15 protein-coding genes and 2 pseudogenes are annotated in these 21,672 nt (G+C 49.0%); 4 read left to right on the forward strand and 13 right to left on the reverse strand.

Annotated features, from left to right (window positions below):
* Position 1: 1 nt before the first annotated feature.
* From bcsB to bcsR, 5 genes and pseudogenes are all read right to left on the reverse strand, one after another.
* The gene (gene bcsB, locus K9N75_RS20745) at positions 2 to 2,296 is read right to left on the reverse strand and encodes a cellulose biosynthesis cyclic di-GMP-binding regulatory protein BcsB (RefSeq protein WP_130974286.1); all 2,295 of its coding nucleotides are present in this window, start codon (positions 2,294 to 2,296) and stop codon (positions 2 to 4) included.
* Positions 2,297 to 2,408: 112 nt separating this feature from the next.
* Positions 2,409 to 4,512, reverse strand: a pseudogene (gene bcsA / locus K9N75_RS20750) (UDP-forming cellulose synthase catalytic subunit); the annotation flags it as partial.
* A gap of 261 nt (positions 4,513 to 4,773) precedes the next feature.
* Positions 4,774 to 4,977 (reverse strand): annotated as a pseudogene (locus tag K9N75_RS22940) (hypothetical protein); the annotation flags it as partial.
* Entirely contained in the window at positions 4,974 to 5,729 is a 756-nt protein-coding gene (gene bcsQ, locus K9N75_RS20755; protein WP_224452066.1) for a cellulose biosynthesis protein BcsQ, read from the reverse strand. The gene bcsQ and the pseudogene K9N75_RS22940, both read right to left, overlap by 4 nt.
* Complete coding sequence (bcsR, locus tag K9N75_RS20760; RefSeq protein ID WP_008815581.1) at positions 5,729 to 5,926, reverse strand: cellulose biosynthesis protein BcsR; 198 nt, start codon at positions 5,924 to 5,926, stop codon at positions 5,729 to 5,731. Before bcsR ends, bcsQ begins: the two co-directional genes overlap by 1 nt.
* A gap of 288 nt (positions 5,927 to 6,214) precedes the next feature.
* Here bcsR and bcsE point away from each other — a divergent pair, with 288 nt between their 5' ends.
* From bcsE to bcsG, 3 genes are read left to right on the forward strand one after another with little or no spacing between them, the layout of a single operon-like run.
* Positions 6,215 to 7,777, forward strand: a complete 1,563-nt coding sequence (gene bcsE, locus K9N75_RS20765) for a cellulose biosynthesis protein BcsE (RefSeq protein ID WP_064572479.1) — start codon at positions 6,215 to 6,217, stop codon at positions 7,775 to 7,777.
* On the forward strand, positions 7,774 to 7,995 hold the full coding sequence (gene bcsF / locus K9N75_RS20770; RefSeq protein WP_008815583.1) for a cellulose biosynthesis protein BcsF: 222 nt from the start codon (positions 7,774 to 7,776) through the stop codon (positions 7,993 to 7,995). The genes bcsE and bcsF overlap by 4 nt, the downstream gene beginning before the upstream one ends.
* Positions 7,982 to 9,649 (forward strand): cellulose biosynthesis protein BcsG, encoded by a 1,668-nt coding sequence (gene bcsG, locus K9N75_RS20775; protein WP_008815584.1) that lies wholly within the window; start codon positions 7,982 to 7,984, stop codon positions 9,647 to 9,649. Before bcsF ends, bcsG begins: the two co-directional genes overlap by 14 nt.
* Before the next feature lie 431 nt (positions 9,650 to 10,080).
* Here the strand turns inward: bcsG and dppF are convergent, their stop codons facing one another.
* From dppF to dppA, 5 genes are all read right to left on the reverse strand, one after another.
* Entirely contained in the window at positions 10,081 to 11,088 is a 1,008-nt protein-coding gene (gene dppF / locus K9N75_RS20780) for a dipeptide ABC transporter ATP-binding subunit DppF (RefSeq protein ID WP_008815585.1), read from the reverse strand.
* Entirely contained in the window at positions 11,085 to 12,065 is a 981-nt protein-coding gene (gene dppD, locus K9N75_RS20785; protein ID WP_096080182.1) for a dipeptide ABC transporter ATP-binding protein, read from the reverse strand. Before dppD ends, dppF begins: the two co-directional genes overlap by 4 nt.
* 19 nt (positions 12,066 to 12,084) lie before the next feature.
* Positions 12,085 to 12,990, reverse strand: a complete 906-nt coding sequence (dppC, locus tag K9N75_RS20790) for a dipeptide ABC transporter permease DppC (protein WP_008815587.1) — start codon at positions 12,988 to 12,990, stop codon at positions 12,085 to 12,087.
* A gap of 11 nt (positions 12,991 to 13,001) precedes the next feature.
* Positions 13,002 to 14,021 carry a dipeptide ABC transporter permease DppB gene (gene dppB / locus K9N75_RS20795; RefSeq protein ID WP_008815588.1) on the reverse strand — a complete coding sequence of 340 codons (1,020 nt, stop codon included), beginning with the start codon at positions 14,019 to 14,021 and terminating at the stop codon, positions 13,002 to 13,004.
* A 179-nt stretch (positions 14,022 to 14,200) separates the two neighbouring features.
* On the reverse strand, positions 14,201 to 15,829 hold the full coding sequence (gene dppA / locus K9N75_RS20800) for a dipeptide ABC transporter periplasmic-binding protein DppA (protein WP_008815589.1): 1,629 nt from the start codon (positions 15,827 to 15,829) through the stop codon (positions 14,201 to 14,203).
* Positions 15,830 to 16,404: 575 nt separating this feature from the next.
* Between dppA and K9N75_RS20805 the strand changes: the two genes are divergently transcribed.
* Positions 16,405 to 16,893 (forward strand): YbaK/prolyl-tRNA synthetase associated domain-containing protein, encoded by a 489-nt coding sequence (locus K9N75_RS20805; protein ID WP_224452067.1) that lies wholly within the window; start codon positions 16,405 to 16,407, stop codon positions 16,891 to 16,893.
* A gap of 73 nt (positions 16,894 to 16,966) precedes the next feature.
* Here K9N75_RS20805 and K9N75_RS20810 read toward each other — a convergent pair whose 3' ends face one another.
* The 3 genes from K9N75_RS20810 to proC form a co-directional block, all read right to left on the reverse strand.
* Positions 16,967 to 18,529, reverse strand: coding sequence for a methyl-accepting chemotaxis protein (locus K9N75_RS20810; protein ID WP_008815591.1), 1,563 nt, complete (start codon positions 18,527 to 18,529; stop codon positions 16,967 to 16,969).
* Between the two features lie 264 nt (positions 18,530 to 18,793).
* Entirely contained in the window at positions 18,794 to 20,461 is a 1,668-nt protein-coding gene (eptB, locus tag K9N75_RS20815) for a kdo(2)-lipid A phosphoethanolamine 7''-transferase (protein ID WP_061059418.1), read from the reverse strand.
* Positions 20,462 to 20,723: 262 nt separating this feature from the next.
* A complete protein-coding gene (gene proC, locus K9N75_RS20820; protein WP_263481251.1) occupies positions 20,724 to 21,533 on the reverse strand; it encodes a pyrroline-5-carboxylate reductase in 810 nt (269 codons plus the stop codon).
* Between the last annotated feature and the right edge of the window lie 139 nt (positions 21,534 to 21,672).

Genomic DNA, 21,672 nt, shown 5'->3' on the forward strand with positions numbered 1-21,672 from the left:
ATTAGTCTCGCTCATCCGGGGACAAGCGGCGACGGCGTAAAATGCGTAGCAAACGCCACAGCACAATCGCTATCAGCACAACGCTCACCGCAGACATCACGGCAACCAGAATCGGATGGGTAGCAAACATATGCCACAAACGTTCCCACCATGGCAGATGGCCTACGTAGTAGATATCACCCACGCGCATACTATTTACGCCTGATTCGCGGATAACCACCACCGAGCCTGACATGGCCGCTTTCTTGCCGCTATCAATCATGGCCTCATTGAGTAAGCCGTAGCCACGTGGGCTATCTGCGAGCAGCGCAACTACGCTGCGCTGATCATGGTATGGCGATTGGAATCCAATCACCGCAGCCATTGCACCATCGGAGCGAATCGTAGTGCGCGAATCAGGTTTCATCGAAGACGCCTCTGGCATGATGGTATCCAGATTTGGTTTACGCATCGGCATCTTGATCCAGCTTTGGGTCGCATCCACCAGAAGATCGATTTTATCGTCGTTTTTCAACGCCTCAGGAATCGTTCCAATTAGCAACACATCGCTATCTTTATCTTTGACCTGCGCCCAATCGTCGGTTAACGATACATTCAGCGCAGGGAAACCCGTTTGGGCACCAATGCTACCCAGAGCATTCAGCATGGCCGTTACCTGTGACGGCGTGGGTTGTTTACCCACAACCACTTCAGTCTCGGACAAATCAGCCAGACGGCTAAATGGGAATCCAGCGTTAACAAACGAACGCAGATCCGGCATCGCCATAAAGTGACGATAGCCAGAGAAGTCGATGGTCGAATTACCGTCAATCGCAACGGTATTAGGTATCGGCTGTGACGTTACACAGTTATTGAGTGAACCACCGGAAATCGGATTCGCATAATCGAAATCAAAACGTAACTGATTACTCGCCCCCAGCTTCAGTGCCGGAATAGAGACATCGGTATTTTTATCAATAAGACCTTGGAACAGAGGCAAGCGCATTAGCAGAGCGCCTTTCTCCTTCTCTGGCACCAAGTTATAGGCCTCAATAAACTGGTTATTCAGATAAATACCCATGCGCGAGCCGTCGGCGGTCAGCGGCGACGTATAGCGATACTTCATCCGCATATCAATGCCGGTACTGCGAATCAGGAATAGGTCTGGTGGTAGATTAAGAGTGACGCTAATCGGTGACGGCTCAAGGCCACTGGATTGCAATTGCTCTGCATAAGTTTGCAGTTCAGAGAAGGTCATTGGGCGATCGGTACGCACCCAGTTTGGCGCATCGTATGGTATGCGTGGTGCGAGGGTTTTCACCCCTTCAACCTCAACGCTGGCACCTCGGAACAAGATATTCCCCTGCGCAATACCGCGTACCGCCGTCATCAGGTCTTTATCATCACGACCCAACACGAGCAGCAGTTTCACATAAGGATTATCTGGGTGGCTGATCATCTCCACGACAGGGCCATTCACCGCAGGATAGTCGCGCAGGAAATCTGGGCGTTTATCATTGGTAGCAAACACGACGGCGTGTTTTTCTGGCAACTGATTAAACAAAACAGGGAAGTTTTGTCCGCGCCACTGTGCCTTCGAACCAAACCAAGAGGCTAATACGCCCGCGGCTCGTTGTTCCGCCAAATCAGGTTGACCTGCAAACACGATTGGCAACGTCAGAGCGCTGTAGTCGCGCGCGTCGAAGAATGGCTCAGGGAAATAGGAAAGATCGTTTTTAAGCGGCAGCCCCTGATAGGTTAAATCAACTGAACTCGCGTTACTCACATCCAGCCACACAGCGTTACTGGCTGGGTTTCCACAGATCTCCCGATGATTACCCACAAACTCAAGGCGTACTCGGTTAAAGTCAGTTATATAGCGTGGATCGATCGGTACCTGAGCACTGTTTTTCTTACCTAGTTGCTCTTTAGATATCGGTAAAACACCCATCAGTTGATCGTTAAGAAAAACCTTAACCTGTGACTCGACGGGTAACAGCGCCGGTGACGGTGTAAATTCAAGATTGAGCATCGCATTCGAAACAACTTCATCGCTGCGTACGCCAAACTCAAACTGGCCGGTAGGATCGACACCGCGCAAGTGCATGCTACCAGGCGCTGGCGCAATCTTGGCAAAGGTTAAATTCACGTCACGAGTCGGAACCGCGACAACCTGAGGTTGCGTTGCAGCCGTTTCACTCGTTGCCACGTTAGCATCCGTGTTTTCCGTTCCTATAACAGGAGACACGGGCTCAGCATGCACTAATGTGCTAATACCTAATGCCACTGCTGTTAGCCAAAATATTTTTTTATTCATCGCATTATCATCAATGTTGAGCCAATGTCTGAACCACCGTTCTTCGATTGTTTTGGGTCTATCAATTCCAAACATCGTTTTGCGGTGCCGGGGCGTTTATTGTTCCTTCCTGCTAAGCCTTGCTCACCCCACGTGGGATAAACGACACCGTCCACGTAACCAGCGTAGTGAATCCAATAAACACACTGCGCAAAATAGGGGGAGCGTAATCAGCAAGGCTTTGATATCCACGGAAGCCAAGTTTCAAAATATCCAGCAAACTCTCTACCGGTTTGTCTTGGGCAAAACTGTCCTGCCATAGCGCCCAAGTGTCGGCGCGCGCAAACGTACACTGAATAAATTCGATATGCTGGGCCACACTCATGTTGTCCATGCGCAAGCCCGCTTTCTGACCGAAGACGCGTGTCACCTTCGCGGGGAACGAATACTCCTGTTGACCACGTTTCAGCATCAGCGTGATGTTTTCCCCATCATTGAGCACGCTGCCTTCCCGCAGTTCGACGCCCACGCCACCGTCGGAATAATCGCGTAGCGTGCAAGGGAAGATATGGCCGTCTTTGCGTGCAATTGCCGCGGGCATAGCAATTTCTACGCGGTGAGATTGGCGAACCTGTTTCGTTTCAACCGACACAGCCACAGCGCCCCCCAGAATGATCATGTTGTAGAACACCCACGCCATACTCATTGCTACCGTCCAGATTTCATCTTGTGGACCAAACGACATCCGCCAAATCCCCAAAATCAAACCGGCAAAATTGAGCAATACCAAAATCAGGTACGGACGGGTAATAACCCAATCAACGTGCTGATGTTCAACCAATCCACCTTTCGCCGTAACGTTGAACTTCCCTTTATGCGGGTTAAGCAGCGCCACCGTGGTCGGCCGAGCGATGTACCATGCCAACACGGTTTCATATATTTCACTCCAAAATGAATGGCGATATTTGCCCTGAATTTTGGAGTTAGTCAGACTGGAGTGAACGATATGTGGGATCACATACAACGCAATCGCCAGCGCTGGAGCAAAAATGATATAGGCGTGCATCAGCAAAAACGCCAGAGGCGCGGTGAGGAAAATGAGCCGTGGGATGCCGGACAGAAAGTGCAACATCGCATTGGCGTAACAGATACGCTGTGCCAGCTTCAGACCTTTGCCAAGCAATGGATTATCCAAACGGAAGATCTGCACCATACCGCGAGCCCATCGAATACGCTGGCCAATATGGGCCGAAAGACTTTCGGTGGCTAACCCCGCAGCCTGTGGGATGCGGATATACGCCGATGTCCACCCACGACGGTGTAGACGTAAAGAGGTGTGAGCATCTTCGGTAACGGTTTCAACGGCGATACCGCCGACTTCGTCCAGAGCGCTACGACGCAATACGGCACACGAACCACAGAAGAAAGTGGCGTCCCACATGTCGTTACCATCCTGTAGCAACCCGTAAAATAAGGTGCCTTCGTTTGGCGTCCGACGGAAACGGCCCAAGTTACGCTCAAAAGGATCAGGGGAGAAAAAATGATGCGGTGTCTGCATCATGCCTAGCTTTTTATCTTTGAAGAACCACCCCAAAGTTAGCTGTAGAAATGAGCGAGTGGGGACATGATCACAGTCAAAAATCGCGACAAACTCACCAGTCGCCTGTTTCAACGCGTTATTAATGTTACCGGCCTTGGCATGCTCATGGGTCGTACGGGCGACATATTTCACCCCAACCTGCTCAGCAAACTCCCGAAACTCTTCACGTCCACCATCGTCTAACAGCCAGATATTCAGTTTTTCTTTTGGCCAATCAAATACCGAGAGCTGCGTAAATGGTGGGCTTCACCACGCTCATATCTTCGTTATAAGTCGGCACCATAATATCAATGGTCGGCCATGACTTAATGTCTTCCGGCATAGGCGCTGGCTGACGATTCAGCGGCCAAATGGTTTGGAAGTACCCCAGAACTAAAACGACCCACGCATAGGTTTCAGCAGCAAGCAGCAGCAATCCACAGATTAAACTGACCGGATCATCCCAGTTAAGCGTTGAGGTATAGCGCCACCAGATATAACGGCAAGAGACCGTTAGCGACAAAACAATCATCATCAGCGACGAAAAACGGCCTGGAATACGCCGCACAATCATCGCGATGCCCCACAGCAGCACCACGAATACAAACTGCGAACTTAAGTCAAACGGCTGGGAAATACAGAGCAACGCAAGAAGAGCGGAGAATACACACATAACGCCCAATACCAGACGGCGTATGCCTTGGCCTAAACGATTAAAGGCCTGTTCCGACTCCTCCGCACCATGCTCCTGCATCTTCTCAGGTAAGCTTTTCAGCCAATCATGATAGCCGTTATGCCATTTTTTAATCAGCGCGCGGATACCCCACTCTTTCGTGTGTCTCCCCGAGAAGAACACGATTAGCCACAGACTCTGGATCGCGTAACGAACAATATCGAGTGGTCGAGGACGTTGCGTATCAATATGGGGAAAAAGCGTCGTTTGTTGCGCGCGGATCTGCTGCCAGCGGGGAGATTCCAGCTTGAGAAAGAACCACGCAACCGTCAACCAGAAGCAGCCTAATACGGAACCCAATGCTGAAGCTGACTGCCGATATTGGTAGTAACGATCGACCAAAGCTTGACGCGCTGGCCGCATGAGAAAGAGATCGAGAAGGAGACTCATGGGATCATCCCATCGGCAGCATTGCCTTCAGCATCGAAATGCAGCAAACACCAGTTGGCGAGTGTCATAATTTCTTCCGCCGCCAAAGAGTGCGGATAATATTCTCCGAGCGGCTGTTTGACTGCGCTCGCCTCTGCCATCGCCTCGTCACGGTGGATCACCATAGGCAGCAAAGAAGGTAAACTTTGCAGCCAAAGCTGATAGATATCCTCTTGTAGTTGGCTCGTCGCTACTAGCTGATTAGTCAACAGAAAAACGCCCTGCGGGAGGGGCTGTTGATGCAACCGAATGTGGCAATTGGTATCAGGAACAATAACGTTTATGACACTATCGGCCAGCGAGGTAAAGTGCTGTGCCAGTGGGTGCATACCGCTGGGAACATCAAGTAAGATCCAGTTATATCTGCCGCTCGCGCGCAGCGCATTAATATTTCGCGACCAATCTATCCAGCGCGTTACGTCAGTAAAAAATTGAGCGTGCTCATCACCGTTAATCTGCCCAAAAGGCAAGAAATCCAGTAATTCAGTGTAACGTAACGCAGCGTCTTGCCATGCGATACCATCAAACTCGGCGCGAGCCCAACCTTGGGAATGAGCGAAGTCAGTATTAAAATGCATACGCAATAGATTTGCTGGCGTCATATCGATCACCAATACTGACTCGCCTAACTGTTGTAACCCCCACGCCAATGCGGCGGTGATGGATGTGGTCCCCACACCACCTCGCAGCCCTTGCAAAGCAATAACAGCCATTAACGGACTCTCCCCGTCAATTGAGTGAGCTCGGCCAATAGCGGCCAACGGCGAATCACTTCGTTCATATGCTCTTGGCGTGAGATATCAACATAGTTGATTTTAGGAATAGCAAAAGCATTGCTCAGTGCAGCAATATCATTTTGGAAAGTAAACGTAGGATCTTTCGCAATTAGATTAATTCTTTTGTCATTCATTCTGCTATCCATGAAAAATCGACTAATGTTTATGATTATAGACAGCTTAAAAAAACCCGTGACTACAACGTAATAGCGGGTACGCATCAGTCTTAGTAATTTGTCGTAAATTATTTATAATGTTACATTCGTTTATCTTTTTTCGCTAGTAGACCGCATACGACAAATAAATTATCGCCGTAGATAAAAAGCGACACAAAAAAATCTATGGAGACTAGGATAAATCTAGCGATTAGGTAAAAACGTTAAGCTTGACGGGTATAATCACATTCAGAGAATTAACACTCTATGGCGCTATCTTTTTCTCTCGGGGTTCATCAACTATGGGATGAGCTTCTTATAATGCAAGCTCCCGGCCTCTATTGGATTAGTGCAGACCGTGAAGTTGATGCTAAAAGCTTTTGTCAGCAGGTAATCTCAAGCCAGCCTGCAGAAACGCGTGCAGCGTTAATCAGCGTAAAGTGTCCACCGCAGGATATTATCGGCGCTAACTACACGCTTGGCCCCAATAAACTCCCTATTTACTCACTTCCCGAAAAGCGTAAAGCGTTATTTCAGTTTACGGAAGATCTGATGCGCGGTCTGCATCCGAAAAACCGACTGCTGGTGTTATTCACGCCATCAGGAATTTGGGAGCAGCTGCAACCCTATGAACTGACCGAGTGGATGCGAGATACCACCCGCTGGCTACGCCAACAAAATTGCACCTTGCTGATTATCGATTACGGCAAAAGTGCAAATAGCCAGAGAACCATGCTTCAGTCCCAGCATCGTACGCTATGCGGCTTGGCAAGCTTACGCTGGCTGCAAGATCTGCACCGCTACGACGTTGCCTACTGGTGTAATCAAAACGGCGTTACTGCGCAGCAAGACGTGGGGGTCTATTTTGACGAGCGCGGTTGGCATGCCCATGAAGATACGCTACAAGCACCACAACCCCGCAACGATGAACAAATTTATATGGCGCATAAAGCCGTATTGGAAGGGGCTCCACCGCTCTCTGAAAACTGGCATCTGTTTGAAAGCAACCTTGCGTTGTTTAATGCCGCCTATGCCGCTCAAGCCTGTACGTTAGTTTTCCAACTTTCTAATAGTGATCAAATCGATACATTAGCGCGTGAAATTCATAGTTTGCGCCGCCAACGTGGCAAGGCGATCAAACTGGTGGTGCGCGAAAGTACTACCTGCCTACGTTTCAGCGACGAGCGACTATTGTTGGCCTGCGGGGCTAACCTGATAATCCCACACAATGCGCCTCTATCACGTTGTCTAACAATGTTGGAAAGTGTTCAAGGGCACACCTATCCTCGCCATGTACCGTCAGACATTGACCTACTGATTGAAGCCATGCGTCCGCTGAACTTGAAAGGATATATTCCTTACAATACCTTCTGCGAAACGCTGATGTCTTTGATGAATAACACTTTATTACCAGAAGATAGCAAAGGCATTTTAATTGCCTTACGCCCCGTTCCAGGATTGCGCACTGAACAGGTATTAACAATCTGCCGAACCCGTCGCTTTGGTGATTTGGTTACTATCGATGAAAACCGGCTAACGCTGTTTCTTTCATCATGTAGAATCAATGACTTAGATATCGCGCTTAGCCATATATTCCCATTGCCGGTCGATGAGGTCTTCACAAATCGCATGGTGTGGTATCAAGACAAGCTGATCATCGCCGAACTACAGCAGATGCAGTCCAACAAGCCATCTAACTGGCACCTTTCAGACCGCATCACACCGCTGGTAAATCGCAAAAACAGTGAATCTGCGGCGGAACATCCTTTACGCCATTCACCGCAGCCAATCAGGCTATTACTCACGCCAAGTCAGGAGCGTGTTGAATGATGAACAGCATGGATATTTTGCAAATCATCATCGTCTGTGCGGTGATACTTCTGCCATTGGGCTACTATTTGCGTAAAAAACTACCCCATATTCTACAATCAATACGCCAAGTACTCTTCACGCCGCGCTATTTAAAATCCGAGGGGATCCTGCGGCGTAATACTCGCTTACAACGTAACACTTCTGTCACGGTAGACCGTAAAAATGACCAAAAATAGTAACTCCACGAATACCTTAACGGACCTGTGGCACTACTGGCGCGGACTTGGAGGCTGGAATTTCTACTTCCTGCTGAAGTTCGCTCTGCTGTGGTTTGGTTATCTTAATTTTGATGCGCTATCAAATCTGATATTCCTCGCCTTTTTGCTGTTTCCTTTGCCAAACGTCCGTTTGCACCGCTGGCGCAACTGGATAGCGATCCCTATTGGGATTGGCTTGTTCTATCACGATACATGGCTACCGGGGATTAACAGCATCATGAGCCAAGGTTCGCAGCTGGCGGGCTTCTCGGCCTCCTATCTGCTGGACTTAGTGAATCGCTTCATTAACTGGAAAATGATTGGCGCGGGCTTTGTCATGCTGGTTGGCTATCTTTTTATCTCGCAGTGGATACGCGTTACCGTGTTCGTCGTCGGGGCCCTTGTATGGTTAAACGTGCTGCAGATTGCCGGACCTGCATTCTCACTCACACCGGATACCACTAGCGCGAATGCCACAACGGCAGCGGCAGAATCTTCCGATGCCAGCACAAATTCAGCAGGCGTTAACAGCGATCTTCCGGCTCAAACTGCACCACCTGACAATAAGAATCTTTCAGCTTACCTCGACGCATTTTATGCCAGTGAACAGCAGCGCCAAACCCAATTCCCGACGGCGCTACCGGCCGATGCACAGCCATTCGATTTGTTGATTATCAACATCTGTTCTTTGGCGTGGTCTGATGTGGATTCTGTTGGCTTGCAGGATCACCCACTGTGGAAGCACTTCGATATTCTGTTCAAAAACTTTAACTCTGCTACCGCCTACAGCGGCCCTGCGTCGATTCGTCTGTTACGTGCGAGCTGCGGCCAACCTTCGCATAAAGAGCTCTACTCTGCCGCAGGCCAGCAATGCTATCTGATGGATAATCTGGCTAAACTCGGCTTTGGCCAGAGACTCATCATGGACCACTCAGGTAAGTTCGGTAACTACTTGGAAGACCTGCGCAAAGATGCCGGTTTGCAGACGCCATTGGAATCTCAGGCAGGGATTTCGCACGAGCTCACGTCGTTTGATGGCGAACCGATATTTAACGATTTAGAAGTTTTACAACGCTGGCAGCAAACGGTTGAAAAGTCAGGCGATGCACGCACCGCCACCTTCTTTAACCTGATCCCACTGCATGACGGTAATCGTATGGTTGGTAGCAGCAAGAGCGCCGACTATAAGCCCCGCGCACAAAAACTGTTTGATCAGCTAGACGCATTCCTAACGCAGCTTGAGAAATCAAATCGCAAAGTGATGGTGGTTGTCGTGCCTGAGCATGGTGCCGCGCTTGTTGGGGACAAAATGCAAATGTCAGGCCTGCGTGATATTCCAAGCCCAAGCATTACGCATGTCCCCGTCGGTATCAAGTTTATCGGTATGAAAGCACCGCAACCGACTGAAATTATTGTCGATCAGCCAAGCAGCTATCTGGCTCTTTCCGAGTTAGTTGCTCGTTCCGTTGACGGTAAAATCTTCACGGAAAGCAGCGTAAACTGGCAAGCCTTGCTGAAAGGGCTACCACAAACGGCACCAGTTTCAGAGAACGATAACGCCATCGTTATTCAGTATCAGGGCAAACCTTATATCCGCCTCAACGGTGGCGATTGGGTGCCTTACCCGCAGTAATATCGCATGCAAAACAGCGTATCTAAAGGCTCCCCCAAAGGGAGCCTTCTCAATATATATTCCCTTAAATCGCATTTATAACGCGGTATTTACTATGCTCAAATATGCAGAGAATATTTCTGCCGTAACAGAAAGCATTTAATTATGTACACTTGTATGAACACTCTAGGCATTAAAAAAAATATATTTTTGATTGTTTAACGCCCCTACCAAATGCTTCAAATAATAACGATGACCATATTAAGATATTTCTATGCCCATGAATGAATCATAGCCAACTTATAGCTTGCTAATATAATGTACAAGCATACCTTTATAGAACATTAAAGACGCACTAAATACATGGTGATTTATCTCGCGATAGTCTTATTTTTCATATAAAAAAAGAGCTCTTTTCAGAGCTCTCAAAATAGAATCCTGATAAATCGATACTAAGCGCTTTCCGCAGCTTCATCCTGATCCACAGCAAAACAGGCAATCAGCTGTTCGCCATACTGTTTCAGCTGTGGCTGTAGCTGCTTGCAAGTGCCAAATGCACGACGGCAGCGCGCGTTAAAGGCGCAGCCAGGCGGTGGATTTAACGGACTTGGCAGCTCACCGGTCAACTTGATTCGCTCGCGGCGCATGTCTGGATTCAAGCGTGGCGTCGCAGAGAGCAGCGCTTGGGTATAAGGATGTCGCGGATTGTTAAACACGGCATCCTTTGGCCCTTTTTCCACACAGCGCCCCAAATACATCACCATCACTTCATCGGCAATGTGCTCCACCACCGACAAGTCATGAGAGATAAAGACATAAGACAGCCCCATCTCTTGCTGCAAATCCATCATCAGGTTCAGTACCTGAGCGCGCACCGAAACGTCCAGCGCAGAAACAGGCTCATCGGCGATCACCACGTCAGGATTGAGCATCAAACCGCGTGCAATCGCGATACGCTGACGCTGCCCACCGGAAAACATATGGGGATAACGATCGTAATGCTCAGTTTTCAATCCCACTTTCGCCATCATCGCTAATGCTTTTTCGCGGCGTTCAACGGCGCTAAGCGACGTATTGATAGTGAGCGGTTCTTCCAAAATAGCCCCGACCTTCTTGCGTGGATTTAGCGAAGCATAGGGATTTTGGAACACGATCTGGATTTTCTGCCGACGCAGTTTTTCCGCTGTTGCATCCGGCTTAAGCAAATCCTGTCCTTGATAATACAGCTCACCACCAGTAGGAATTTCAATCATGGTTAACAGGCGACCCAACGTCGACTTACCACAACCAGACTCACCAACCACCGCCAGCGTTTTGCCGCGTTCCAACGTAAACGAGACCCCATCAAGCGCTTTAACCAAACGTTCCGCGCCGAATAAACCTTTTTTCACCGGATAATGTTTTTTCAGATCGATAGCCTGAAGCAGCGGTGCCTGCTTATTCAGTGTTGCGTGACTCATAGTGTGGGTCTCCCCGCATCATCAAGCGGCGTATGGCATTTTGCCTTACGTCCGTTGATATCTTTAAGTTCTGGCTCAACTTGACGGCACAAATCGTTGGCATACGGGCACCGAGGGTTAAGCAGGCAGCCATTTGGACGATCGTATTTACCCGGAACAACACCGGGGAGCGATGCCAATCGCGCCTTATCAGCGGCAAACTCTGGCAACGCACGTAGCAGAGCCTGAGTGTAAGGATGGCGTGGGGTACGGAAAATTTCCTGCGCGGTCCCTGCTTCCACAACCTGTCCCGCATACATCACGATAATCTTATGGGCTGCTTCTGCGACCAGTGCCAAATCGTGGGTAATCAGCACCAGCGCCATATTCTCTTTTTGCTGTAGCTCCAGCAGTAGCTCAATAATCTGTGCCTGAATGGTAACGTCCAGCGCCGTGGTAGGTTCATCAGCAATGAGCAGTTTTGGCCGACAAGCAATAGCCATTGCAATCATCACTCGCTGGCTCATCCCCCCAGAAAGCTGGTGCGGATACACGTCCAAGCGCGAGCCTGGATCGGGAATGCCTACCAGCGTTAGCAGGTCGATAGCACGCTGACGACGCGTACTGCGGTTGCCCCCCTGATGCACCTTGAGCGCTTCCATAATCTGAAAACCCACGGTGTAACACGGATTCAGACTAGTCATAGGATCCTGAAAAATCATAGCCACTTCAGCACCTACAATCTGACGGCGCTCTTTTTCAGAAATCTTCTGCAAATCAATATTGTTAAAGCTCAAACTGCTAGCCGTCACACGTCCAGGAAAGTCAATCAGCCCCATGATTGCTAGAGAGCTCACTGACTTGCCAGAACCTGATTCACCAACGATGCCGACAACTTCACCCTGATTAACGCTGTAGCTGATGCGATCAACGGCACGGAACGGCGCTTCTTTTTCACCGAAGTGAACTGATAGCTCGTTAACGTCTAATAAAGCCATAATATTCTACCTCTACCCACTACTGCTTGAGACGCGGATCTAACGCATCGCGTAATCCATCGCCCATCAGGTTAAATGCCAAGACCGTCAGCAAAATCGCTAAGCCAGGGAAGGTCACGACCCACCACGCACTTTGCGCAAATTGCAGTACATCAGACAACATGGTTCCCCATTCTGGCGTTGGCGGCTGAGCCCCCATGCCAAGGAAACCTAATGCAGCCATGTCGAGGATGGCATTCGAAAAACCTAACGACGCCTGCACAATCAAAGGCGCTAAACAGTTAGGCAGAATATTGATAAACATCTGGCGCATCGCACCTGCGCCCGCTACACGAGAAGCGGTCACATAATCGCGGTTCACCTCAACTAACACCGCCGCACGCGTTAATCGCACGTAGTGCGGCAGCGCAACAAAGGTTAACGCCAATGAAGCGTTAACAATCGACGGGCCGAAAATAGCCACCAGAACCAGAGCCAACAGCAGGCTTGGCAAGGCCAGCATGATATCCACAATACGCATGATGACGGCATCAACCACACCGCCAAAATATCCTGCCAGCAGGCCGAATATCACGCCGAGGATCAGTGACAATACGACCACTAGACATCCCACCAGCAGTGACAAACGCGCACCATAAATCAGGCGCGACAGCACATCACGGCCTACATCATCTGTGCCAAGAATAAATTTCCAACTGCCACCGTCTTGCCATACGGGAGGTTTAAGCAAGGCATCGCGGAACTGTTCCGCTGGCAGATGCGGAGCCAACACGTTTGCACCAATCGCCAAAATTAAAACGATGACGATATAGACCAGTCCTACCACCGCGCCTTTGTTGCGTTTGAAGTAGTGCCAGAATTCTTGAAACGGAGTCATCGGCTTAGGCGCGCTTATTCCCGAGGACGTTGTTGTAACGTTAGACATCGTTGCGCCTCCTATTTCTTATGGCGAATACGTGGGTTAACGACGCCATACAGCACATCAACCAGCAGGTTAACCAGAATGATCATGATGGCCACCAATAGCACACCACCTTGTACCACCGGATAATCTCGGCGCTGCAAAGCATCAATCAACCAGCGTCCTAGCCCCGGCCAAGAGAAGATGGTTTCTGTCAGGATCGCCCCCGCCAATAGGGTCCCCACCTGTAGGCCAATGACTGTGACCACCGGCAACAGCGCATTGCGCAACGCATGTACAATAATCACGCGCATACGCCCCAAACCTTTCGCGCGAGCGGTACGGATATAGTCTTCACTCAGCACTTCCAACATCGATGAGCGGGTCATACGAACAATGACCGCCAATGGGATAGTACCCAGCACGATGGCAGGTAAAATCATGTGCATGACTGCATCTTTGAAATCACCCGGCTCTCCCCACAATAGGGTATCAATCAGCATAAATCCGGTTAACGGATAGCTATCATCAAGGAAAACACTGTCGTCTATGCGCCCCGATACGGGCGTGAGATTGAACTGTACCGATACCAACATGATAAGCATGATCCCCCACCAGAAAATCGGCATGGAATAGCCTGTCAGTGAGATACCGACAGCGGTATGATCGAATATGGAGCCGCGCTTCACCGCAGCTAATACGCCGACCGGTATACCGACCGCGATAGCGAATAACATCGCACAGATACCGAGTTCCAGCGTGGCCTTAAAACGGGGGACAAACTCAACCCAAACCGGCGTTCGGCTCTTGAGCGAGGTGCCTAAATCACCGTGCAGTACGTCTTTGACGTAGATGAAATATTGTTGATACAGCGGTTTATCCAATCCCATTTCCGTCATCATCTGAGCATGACGTTCGGCGGAGATCCCGCGCTCCCCTGCCATGATCGTGACCGGATCGCCGGGGATCATGTGAACAAAAGCAAACGTTAATAACGTTATGCCAATAAACGTTGGGATAACTAACCCCAAACGCCGGAGTATGAACTGCAACATATCCCGTACTCTCTATTTTTATGATTGAAGCATTGCTCACAGTACAGCTACGTCTAACGGAGACCCCACCCCAACGCTCCCCTTCACAGAAGAGCGTTGAATGATGAAAATGCCCACTCGGCACAATCTATTTCTATTCCTCCCCCTGACAAGAGGGAGGATGGGAGGGGTTAACGTGGTTAGTCGAGAGACACCTGATCGAAGTGATGTTTACCTAATGGATCAACCACATAGCCTTTCACTTCTTTACGCACTGGCTCATAAACGGTGGAGTGAGCGATGATCAACGCGGGTGCCTGATCATGCATAACGACCTGAGCCTGTTTATAAAGTTCGGTGCGTTTTTCGTGATCGGATTCAGCGCGTGCTGGCTGGATCAAATCTTCAAACGGCTTGTAGCACCATCTTGAGTAGTTAGAACCATCTTTAGCAGACTGACAGCTAAACAGCGTCGCGAAGAAGTTATCTGGATCCCCATTGTCCCCAGTCCATCCCATCATCACGGTCTGATGCTCGCCGTCTTTCGCACGTTTTAGGTATTCACCCCACTCATAGGTAACAATCTTGGCTTTTACACCGACCTTCGCCCAGTCAGCCTGAATCATCTCAGCCATACGGCGAGCGTTCGGGTTGTATGGACGCTGTACCGGCATTGCCCACAGGTCGATAGCAAAACCATCTGCCAAGCCCGCTTCTTTCAACAACTCTTTTGCTTTCGCTGGGTCGTAAGCATAGTCGGTGATTTTGTCGTTGTAGCTCCACATGGTCGGTGGGATCAGGTTCTTCGCTGGCTGACCCGCTTTCTGATACACCGCTTCAATGATCGCCTCTTTATTTACCGCCATCGTCAGTGCCTGACGCACTTTCACGTTATCCAGCGGTTTTTTCTCAACGTTATACGACAAGTAGCCAACGTTCAGACCCGGCTGCTCCATCAACGTAATACTTTTATCTTGCTTCATGCGGTCAATGTCAGCCGGATTTGGATACGGCATCACCTGACACTCATTTTTTTGCAGTTTGGCATAGCGCACGGAAGCATCCGGCGTTATGGAGAAGACCAAGCGATCGATTTTTGGCTTAGGTCCCCAGTAATCTTTGAACGGCTTGTACAGGATTTTGGAGTCTTTCTGATATTGCACCAGTTGGAATGGCCCCGTCCCCAGCGGCTCAAGGTCGATCTTCTCTGGTGTACCCGCCTTCATCATCGCATCGGCGTATTCAGCAGATAAAATAGACGCAAAATCCATTGCCAAATCAGCTAAGAATGGTGATTCAGGACGCGTCAGTTCAAAGCGTACGGTGTTATCGTCCACTTTTTCTACTTTGCTGATCAATTCACCCAATCCCATACCTTGGAAATACTCATAGGTGCCACCAGACACTTTGTAGTACGGGTTTTTTTCATCTTTCTGACGCATAAAGGAGAACACGATGTCATCAGCGTTCAAATCACGCGTTGGGGTAAACAGCTTGCTGCCTTGCCACTTCACGCCTTTACGCAGATGGAAAGTGTAGGTTTTACCATCTGGGCTGATCTCCCACTTTTCGGCTAAACCCGGCTGGATCTCAGTGGTGCCAGTTTTGAACTCAACTAAACGGTTGTAGAGCGGCACAGAACTCGCATCGTAAGTTGTACCAGAAGTGAACAACTGAGGGTTAAAACCTTCAGGTGAACCTTCTGAGCAATAAACCAGAGTTTTTGCCTGAGCACCGGCGGCCAGCGCCAGAGCAACCAGACCAATCCCCAACTTCAACGCACCTATTTTTTTTCCACGGTGAGTGGAGGTGTTCTTATAAGAAGACATAACGCTTGGCTCCGTAGTGATGTGTGTGTCTGCCAGATCTGTTTTTTTATATGCGACCCGTGCAGTGTTGGCTGAAAAGCCAAGGATGGGTGCAACCCGCATGCCAAAGAGAACGATTCTTCGGGGCCACATTGGGTAGCACTTGGAAGGGGCTTCCAGTGTTAATCACCCACCTTATGCATACCAATTTCGCAAGTGTTTAAGGTGACGTCAATATAACCAAAGGTGATTTACAAGGACTGTGATATACAGCATACAAACATTAAAGAAACGTCTTGATAACATTTACAGGATTAAAATTTATGCTAGCAGTCGTTGGTCAGCTTATTTCACTATGTAACAAAATTTTAATAGCGGATATCTCTGGCAGAATTGGTGAAAAAATTATCGCCAAATGCTGAATATCTGAACAATTGGGTTTGTAATTTGCGGCATCGACAGGAGGAAATGCTGTTCTGAGCGAAGTCATGCTCCATTTTGGGGAATCATTTTGGCTGTTTCGCATCATGTTAGGGCATGTTTAATCGCGGTAGAATGACTTCATACCAACAGGAATCCATACGGGAGAAAACGGAATGTCTATCGCAACCTTTGATCGCCTCAGTGCGCTGCTCAATGAACAGCAGGCTCGCTATCGAGTCGTTGAGCATCCAACGGCAGGCAAATCTGAAGAGGTGGCTAAGATCCGTGGCACTCAGCTTGGCCAAGGCGCGAAGGCACTGCTGTGTCATGTGAAAGGGAACGGTATTAAACAGCACGTGCTAGCAATTTTACCTGCGGATAAACAGGCCGATTTAAGCGCAGTGGCACACAGCATCGGCGGGACTCGTGCATCGCTAGCCAGCCCGGTTGAGGTGGATACGCTGACTGACTGCGTTTTTGGCGCTATCCCTCCGTTTAGTTTCCATCCTGACTTATTGCTCGTTGCCGACCCGCTGTTGTTTGAACGCTTTGACGAATTGGCCTTTAACGCAGGCACCCTTGAACGCTCAATGATCTTAAACACGCAAGACTACCAACGTATTGCGCAGCCTAAGCTGGTGTCGTTTGTAAAGCAGGAATAATTGGGTCTGCTCTCATCTGCTCTCAATAGAAAAGGCGCGACAAAAGTCGCGCCTAAACTTGTGTTATTCCACTTTAGTTTTGCGCCAGCTTAAACACGCTCATGCTCTGCATCAAATGCCCACTCTGCTCTTCTAAAGAGCCTGTTGCAGCAGCGGATTCTTCCACCAGTGCGGCATTCTGTTGCGCCACCTGATCCATCTGGGAGATAGCCTGATTTACCTGCTCAATGCCGCGACTTTGTTCGTGCGAAGCCTCAGAGATCTCCCCCATCAGCGTCGTTACCTGACGAATTTCGGTGGCGATCTCAGCCATAGTTTCACCCGCCGATGTCACCATTGACGACCCCTCTTTCACACGACGGGCAGAGTCTTCAATCAGCGTTTTGATCTCTTTCGCCGACTGGGCGCTGCGTTGTGCCAAGTTACGCACCTCACCAGCCACGACAGCAAATCCACGCCCTTGTTCTCCGGCACGAGCAGCTTCAACGGCCGCATTCAAAGCCAGAATATTGGTTTGGAAGGCTATGCCATCGATAACGCTGATAATATCGGCAATCTTCTGAGAACTGGTCGAAATACCCTGCATACGAGTAATCGCCTCGCTAACAATTTCAGCCCCTTTATCTGCCGTATGTGACACATTTCCAGCCAGGTGGTTGGCTTGCTCGGCGTTATCTGCGTTTTGCTTCACCGTGGCAGTTAACTGCTCCATGCTGGCGGCCGTCTCTTCTAGAGAAGCAGCCAGTTCCTCGGTGTGCTGTGATAAATTACGGTTACCTGCGGTCAGCTCTCGAGCCCCCACTTCCACCTGCACACTGGCATCACGCACTTGGCTGACGGTATCGGCCAGCGACGTCTGCATACTGCGTAAACGGCGGCCTAACTTAGCAATCTCTGATTTACCTTCACTTTCAAGATCCTGAGATAAATCACCGTCGGCAATCAGCGAAACATGCGCATCCAGACGATCCAACGGATGCAAAATAATTTTGCGCAGCGCAACCCAACACAGTGCTCCAATCAACAGCGAGAAGGCAAATGCACAACTGATGATGATCAGATCACGCTGGTAATCATTTTGCGCATCTTGCAGAGCTTTCTGCCCGACCTCGTCAGCAAAGGCACGGAAGTCGCGCAAATCCCGATCAAAATTAGCGGACAGGTTGCGCAACTGATCTTCCAACAGGGCGTAATATTTCGCGCTATCATTCGCTTTCAGAGCCTGTAACATTGGGCGTAACGCTTGGCTCACATAAATCTGATAGCTATTTTCCAACTCAGCGCTCAACTGTGCACCACGTGGAGTTAACTTCTTCAGATCGGTAAATTTCTGCATCGCAGCATCAGATTCACTGATTAATTTTTCAGCTCGTTGGCGGCTATCATCGGCTGCCGCTAGCTTCCCCATCTCCATTTGTCGCATCGATAACGCACCCGCAGTGCGTGCTCGCAGGGTAGCATTGAAACTGGCCGCCAACGGGCTCAGCTCTTCGGCCTGCACCTGATTGACGACGGCCAGTTTTTGATTGATTTGGCGAACAGATTGAATACCAATGATGCTAATCATCAGCAATAGCAACGTATAAACAAGCATGATGATGGCCAGCCCACCACGGACTGTCAGGTGTTTACTCATATGGCGATATCCCTAGGAATTAAAGAGCCTGCAAAAGAGAGCGTTAGACGGGGTATGTCTCGTCGCCAACGGGAATGCCTCTCTCTACGGAGAGTAAGTCCAGAACAGAGGAAACTGGCTAACGATTGATCAGTTTATCGGCGCTTTTAAGGGAAACTTGAGGAAAAATTCATGCAGAGGTATGAATGTTTAGATAAAAAAGCCGGAGCGATAGATTCTCTCCGGCTTTTTAAGCCAACTGATTAAGTAAGCTAACTGACTAAATTAGAAACGACACCAGTTATTGTTTTCATTAATACCGCCGTCTGGCGACGTATAACCTAAACACCCCAGAATGGAATCATAGAGCTCAACATGGCGATGTGTTTGTCCCTGTTTGGCCTGCTTTTGTACTTGCGCAAACATTTTAGCGTTATCACCAGATGCTAAGAACTTGTCGGATGCCCAGACCATCAGCGGTACGCGGAACTGTTCCGGCGGAGCCATTTCACGCGGAGTTCCGTGGAAATGTTCGTTATCACTGATCGATTCACCGTGATCGGAGGCATAGAATACCAACGCTTTTTTATCACGCACCTGATCAATCACGCTTTTAATCATGTTGTCCGTATACAAAATGCTGTTGTCATACGAGTTCATCAGCTGTTCTTTGGTGCAAGAGTCATCAACCCCCATGCATTCCGGCTGGAACTTTGCATAGCTACGCGGGTAGCGTTGCGTATACAGATAATGCGAACCGGAGGTATGCAGAACCACCAGATGTTTGCCGTTAGGGTGCTTTTGCAACGAGTTTTTCAGCTCTTCCACCAGCAACATATCATCTACCGGTTTGCCATCGTTACGATGCTCTGCCGCAATCAGCTCACGGAATGAGAAGTTATCGGCATCGGTATTGTTGTAGAACCAAATCTCACTTTGCATCGCAAACAGCTCTGAGCTGAAGCCAATATGGTGAAGCACAGAGAAAATGTTCTGCTCTTTTAGCGTGCGCTGAGCATTATTCTCAGTGCCGCCTTCCCGCACAAACATGCAGCGTAGCGAAAGCTTGGTCGAAGTATCACAAGACTCTCCGCGGAACGCAGCCAAATTAGGCTCTTTCGCCAACTGAGGCGTAGTATCGCGCTCATAGCCAAGAACGCCCATGTGGTCCCAACGGGCAGTTTCGCCAATGATGAATACGATATAAGTATCGTCAATCCCCTCAGGCGCAACATAGGTAAACTTCGCTGCAGGATCCAATAAATCGGCCTCATCCTGACGCTCATCTAGGGCAGTGTAAGCATAAAGGCCAAATGCCGCTAGCCAGTTTGATGGCAGATAAGAGTGGGCGACGACACCGCCATAGCTCGGCATATCCACGTTGTTTTTCTGATCAATTTTCTTCTGCGCGGTCCCCATCATGTTTAATGGAACCCAAACAACGGCAACGATTGCAGCCATAACGGCCAAGGATGAAATTCGCTTTCCAGGCGTTTTTAACTGTTCTAACAGTGTGTTACGCCCAGAACCTAACCAGATAATAGCTAAAGGAATGATGCTAGCAGCGATAAACCAAAGGAGAAATTTCCAACCGACAACCTCGGAAAACAGCCCCAGATCTCCGGGTGAAAACACAGAAATGATAATGCCGTAGCCAATCACAACGTTAAACGCTGTCATGTAGTAACTGGCTGCGACTGAAATCAGGGTAATTAATGTGGCTGCAATCTGAAAGAATCGGCGGCCGCCTAGCGAACAGACTCTCAGCACAAAGAAAGTGAAAAGGAGGACGACTAAAACTTCTAAACTTCCCGTCATCCATTTGGAAAAGTGGAGCCCCTCTTTAACTTCATCAAAACGGCGTAAAAAAACCGGAATATTGAGAAAAATACCAACATAAATCGCTAACAGCAGCGCCTGCATTGGTTGTGATAGCAATTTTATTTTTTGCATTACTTTCTGAAACCTTGTTACCAATCCTAGAAGACATGAGACACACCACATTCCGAATCGTTCAGACTCGGGGAGGGAATTTACCAAGAAAGTTCTCAATCGGCGACATAGTTCTCAATTGCTGAAAAGTCAACATCGATATGAGCACTTTATGAGTACCTTATAATCAATATCCTGACGAAATTTTGCGGGTAATAACATGAGCGATCGTCCTAGAAAAGGGCGATCGCTTCGACATAAGCATTCGGGAGAGAGGAGAGAACTAGCGGCGACTCATTTCTTCAGATTTAGCCATACAACTTTGCATTGCATCCATAACGGCTGCACGTAATCCTTTTTGCTCTAAGACTTTCACCGCTTCAATCGTGGTTCCACCCGGTGAGCACACCATATCTTTGAGCTCCCCCGGATGTTTCCCTGTTTCCAACACCATTTTTGCCGACCCCATTACCGCCTGCGCAGCAAATTGATAGGCCTGCGCACGCGGCATACCGCCAAGAACAGCGGCATCAGCCATGGCCTCAATAAACATAAACACATAGGCAGGCGCTGAACCACTTACACCAACCACGGAGTGAATCAGGTATTCAGGGACAATTTCTGCTCGACCAAAGCTACTAAAGATTTCAACGATAAGCGCGCTTTCATCTTCACTGACCTGTTTATTCGGCGTTATCGACGACATTCCCGCATTGACGAGAGCGGGCGTATTAGGCATGACACGCACCACTTTCTGCCCGTCTTTAAGGGCAAACTCTAGCGTTTCGAGAGTCACCCCAGCTGCAATAGAAACTATAATTGCGCTTGGTTTCAAAGCGTCACGGATCTCACCAAGAATGTTAGCCATCATGTTTGGCTTAACACCCACGATCAACACATCAGCCTCTTTAGCGACTTCATCAGCGCTGTTTGCACCACGGCTGCCAAATTCCTGGCTAATCGCTTCCACGCTTTTCGCACTACGGTTATACACCGTGATATTTTCTGCTGGGACCAATTTACTGGCGACCAATCCACCTAAGATCGCCTTGCCCATATTGCCACAACCGATAAAACCGATTTTTTTATCCACGATGTTAATTCCCACAATGCTCTCCTCAACGATCCCGTTGGACATGATTGACGCTTACGAATGCAATAGAGTTAGGCTACCACCAAAAACATGAGAAAGGCACCGTGTACCAACATGTTGCAGATCGTGGTAAACAAAA

It is taken from the genome of Hafnia paralvei (assembly GCF_020150375.1).
Taxonomy (GTDB): Bacteria; Pseudomonadota; Gammaproteobacteria; order Enterobacterales; family Enterobacteriaceae; genus Hafnia; species Hafnia paralvei.